Consider the following 3,117-nt stretch of genomic DNA (forward strand, 5'->3'; position numbering starts at 1 on the left):
GCGCTGTCCGGGTTCTCGGTCGCGGTGATCGGCTCGGGACCGGCCGGGCTCGCCGCGGCGCAGCAGCTGACCCGCGCCGGGCACCTGGTCACCGTCTTCGAGCGCGACGACGCGCCTGGCGGGCTGCTGCGTTACGGCATCCCCGAGTTCAAGATGGAAAAGCGTCACCTGGACCGCCGGATCGCCCAGATGGAGGCCGAAGGGACCCGCTTCCAGTGCGGCGTGCCGGTCACCTCGGCGGACCAGCTGGAAGGCTTCTCCGCGGTCGTGCTGGCCGGCGGGGCGCGGGTGCCGCGCGACCTGCCGGTGCCAGGCCGGCCGCTGGACGGCATCCACCAGGCGATGGAGTTCCTGCCGCCGGCGAACCGGCACGGCGCGTCGTCGCCGGTCACCGCCGCGGGCAAGCACGTGGTGATCATCGGCGGCGGCGACACCGGGGCGGACTGCCTCGGCACCGCGCATCGGCAGGGCGCCGCGTCGGTCACCCAGCTGGAGATCCTGCCGAAGCCGTCCAAGTCCCGGCCGACGGGCCAGCCGTGGCCGACGTACCCGATGATCTACCGCGTCTCCTCCGCGCACGAGGAGGGCGGGGACCGGGTGTACGCCGTATCCACCGAGGAGTTCCTCGGGGACGACTCCGGCGCGGTACGCGCGCTGCGGCTGACCGAGGTGGCGTTCACCGACGGGAAGTTCGTCCCGGTGCCTGGCAGCGCCAGGGAGATCCCCTGCGAGCTGGCGCTGTTCGCGATGGGCTTCACCGGTGCGGAGCGGGCCGGCCTCCTTGACGACCTGGGCGTCGAGTTCGACCCGCGCGGCAACGTCGCGCGGTCCGCGTCGTACGAGACCACGGTGCCCGGCGTGTTCGTCGCCGGCGACATGGGCCGCGGTCAGTCGCTGATCGTCTGGGCGATCGCCGAGGGCCGCAGCGCCGCCGCCGCGGTCGACGAGTACCTCCGGAGCCCGGCCGACGACCGCCCGCCGCTCCCGGTGGCCATCCCCTCCACGGCCCGCCCGCTGCGCTAGCCCCGCCTTCGCGCCTCATGCAGACGACGCGCGACAGGGGCGTGAACCTTCTGTGACGCCGGTCACCAGCGGTGACGCGTCCGCTAAAGTGGTATAGACCACTGGGAGGGATGTGTCATGAGCCGCCGCGCCAAGATCGTCTGCACGCTGGGGCCGGCGACGTCAACCCAGGAGCGGATCAACGCGCTGATCACCGCGGGACTCGACGTGGCACGGCTGAACCTGAGCCACGGCAGCCACGCCGATCACCTGAACTCCTACCGGCTCGTGCGGGCCGGAAGCGACGCGATAGGCCGGAGCGTCGGCGTGCTGGCCGACCTGCAGGGGCCGAAGATCCGCCTCGGCGAGTTCCCCGGCGGCCCCGTGCTGCTGACCGCCGGCGACGAGTTCACGATCACCACCGACGACATCCCCGGCGACCGGCACGAGGCGTCCACCACTTACCAGGGGCTGGCCGACGACGTGCGGGCCGGGGACCGCCTCCTGATCGACGACGGTAACGTCCAGGTCGACGTGACCGGCGTGGCCGGCACCCGGGTGCGCACCCGGGTGGCGGTCGGCGGGCGGGTCTCCGACCACAAGGGCATCAACCTGCCGGGTGTCGCGGTCAGCGCGCCTGCGCTCACCGCCAAGGACCAGGAAGACCTGCGCTGGGCGCTGGCGACCGGCGTCGACATCGTGGCGATGTCCTTCGTCCGCGGCCCCGACGACGCCATGGTGGCGCGGAAGATCATGAACGAGGCCGGCCGCTCCGGCGTCCCGCTGATCGCCAAGATCGAGAAGCCCGAGGCGGTCCGCGTGCTGCCGGAGATCGTGGACGCCTTCGACGGGATCATGGTGGCGCGCGGCGACCTCGGCGTCGAGCTGCCGCTCGAGCAGGTGCCCGCCGTGCAGAGCCGGGCGATCGCCCTGGCCAGGGAGCGGGCCAGGCCAGTCATCGTAGCCACCCAGATGCTGGAGTCGATGATCAGCGCGCCGCGTCCCACCAGGGCCGAGGTCTCCGACGTCGCCGGCGCCGTCGTCGAGGGCGCGGACGCCGTGATGCTGTCCGCGGAGACCAGCGTCGGCGCGTACCCGGTGGAGACGGTGGCCACCATGGCGCGCATCGTGTCCGCCGCGGAGGACAACTCGCTGCGCGCCGAGCACTCGCTGACCCGGATGCCGACCACGACCGGCGGGGCGATCGCCCGCGCCGCCGCCGAGGTGGGCGCGATCGTGGGGGCGAAGGCGCTCGTGGCGTTCACCATGACCGGCGAGACCGCGCGGCGGCTGGCCAGGTACCGGTCGCCGGTCCCGCTGCTCGCGTTCACCACCGAGCCCGCCACCCGAAGCCAGCTGGCCCTCACCTGGGGCGTGGAGACGTTCATCGTGCCGGCCGTGCGGCACACCGACGACATGGTGCACGAGGTGGACAGCGCGCTGGTGCGCCTCGGCCGCTGCACCATCGGCGACAAGATCGTCATCGTGGCAGGCAGCCCGCCGGGCAGCCCGGGCAAGACCAACGCGCTGCGGGTGCACCGGATCGGCGACGCCATCGAGCTGCCCTACCCCTGACGCTCGTCATCCCTGACCACGCCGGAAAATAGCGCCCCGGCAGTCGGCGGACATAGGCTATGGTCCTGGCGAACGGGTAAACGATTGGCGTCCGGGACAAGGCACAAGGCCGGGCCGCGGCACACCGGTCGTCCCAGCCGGCTGACAGGAGAAAATAGGCCCCATGAGCGCGTCGACGGCGCCGGACTCCTCCGGCGCGCGGGACTGTCCGGTGTGTTCGGCGGACGATCCCTCTGGTTTGGCCGCGGCCGGGCCGGACGGCAACTGCCCGTCCTGCGGCCGCAAGGTTCCGGTCAGCCGGGACCACGCCGAGATCGATCTGCGGCTGCTCGCCGGCGTGACCGACCGCGGCCTGCGGCACCATCGCAACGAGGACGCGATGGCACTGGCCACGGCGGCGGGCCCGAACGGCCCGGTCGTGCTGGCCGTGGTCTCGGACGGTGTGTCGTCCGCGCCGCGTCCCGACGAGGCGTCGCTGATTGCGGTGCGGACCGCGATGCGGGTGCTGCTGACCAGCGCCAGGGCCGGGGACGACCCGGC

3 protein-coding genes are annotated in these 3,117 nt (G+C 72.9%); all 3 read left to right on the forward strand.

Annotation, left to right across the window (positions count from 1 at the left end):
* On the forward strand, window positions 1-1,023 hold a 1,023-nt coding region (locus WA805_RS26085; protein ID WP_425243673.1), incomplete at its 5' end, for a glutamate synthase subunit beta.
* 117 nt (window positions 1,024-1,140) lie between these two features.
* A complete protein-coding gene (gene pyk, locus WA805_RS26090) occupies window positions 1,141-2,577 on the forward strand; it encodes a pyruvate kinase (protein ID WP_422278759.1) in 1,437 nt (478 codons plus the stop codon).
* Between the two features lie 163 nt (window positions 2,578-2,740).
* Window positions 2,741-3,117 (forward strand): protein phosphatase 2C domain-containing protein (locus WA805_RS26095; RefSeq protein ID WP_425243674.1); only part of this gene is annotated, 377 nt, incomplete at its 3' end.

The organism is Trebonia sp., from assembly GCF_049794275.1.
GTDB lineage: Bacteria > Actinomycetota > Actinomycetes > Streptosporangiales > Streptosporangiaceae > Trebonia.